This window comes from Rhodococcus sp. 15-649-2-2, assembly GCF_002258645.1.
In the GTDB taxonomy this organism is placed as follows: domain Bacteria; phylum Actinomycetota; class Actinomycetes; order Mycobacteriales; family Mycobacteriaceae; genus Rhodococcoides.
In genome coordinates, this window is the sequence record NZ_NPFM01000036.1 from 1 (window position 1) to 507 (window position 507).

Here is a 507-nt window from a genome sequence, read left to right on the forward strand (position 1 = left end):
CGGCGTAGACAGCGACACTGGCCAACCCGGCATCAGCAGCCGCCCGGATCACCCGCACCGCGATCTCACCACGATTGGCAACAAGAACCTTGGTGATCTTCCGATGAGAATTGGACGTGGTCATATTGTCGAGTTCCTTCACTGGCCGTATCGGGCATTGACGAAAAGAGCTGGGGCACTGGCGAGTCCGTAACGGTGCATGTCTTCCGGGCGACCCCACAGATCCAGTACCGGCGAAGGTTCTTGGACCACGGACGGCTGCGCCGCGGACAACACAGCAACAACAGCGGCGATGTCGGTGTCGGTCGGGCACCCTCGAAACGACCAACTATCCGACGCTGCAAAGTGATTCGCTTCGCCGCTCATAGTGGGATGTTTCCGTGCTTCTTCGGTGGCAGGGTGACTTGCTTGCGTTCGAGCAGACGCAGCGCGGTCACGATCTGACCGCGGGTATGACTGGGTGGAATGACGGCATCGAGGTACCCACGCTCGGCAGCGACGTACGGG

At 60.7% G+C, this 507-nt stretch carries 3 protein-coding genes; all 3 read right to left on the minus strand.

What is annotated here, in order from left to right; genetic code table 11:
• A partial coding sequence (locus CH305_RS26930; RefSeq protein ID WP_141217629.1) for a biotin carboxylase N-terminal domain-containing protein occupies positions 1-124 on the minus strand: 124 nt, incomplete at its 3' end.
• 14 nt (positions 125-138) lie between these two features.
• Complete coding sequence (locus CH305_RS26935; RefSeq protein ID WP_094705646.1) at positions 139-366, minus strand: acyl-CoA carboxylase epsilon subunit; 228 nt, start codon at positions 364-366, stop codon at positions 139-141.
• On the minus strand, positions 363-507 hold a 145-nt coding region (locus CH305_RS28805), incomplete at its 5' end, for a carboxyl transferase domain-containing protein (protein ID WP_143545329.1). The genes CH305_RS28805 and CH305_RS26935, both read right to left, overlap by 4 nt.

What these genes read in the sequence shown, in the direction of transcription:
- CH305_RS26935 (WP_094705646.1), bottom strand. Translation starts at nt 366, where the DNA reads ATGAGCGGCGAAGCGAATCACTTTGCAGCGTCGGATAGTTGGTCGTTT.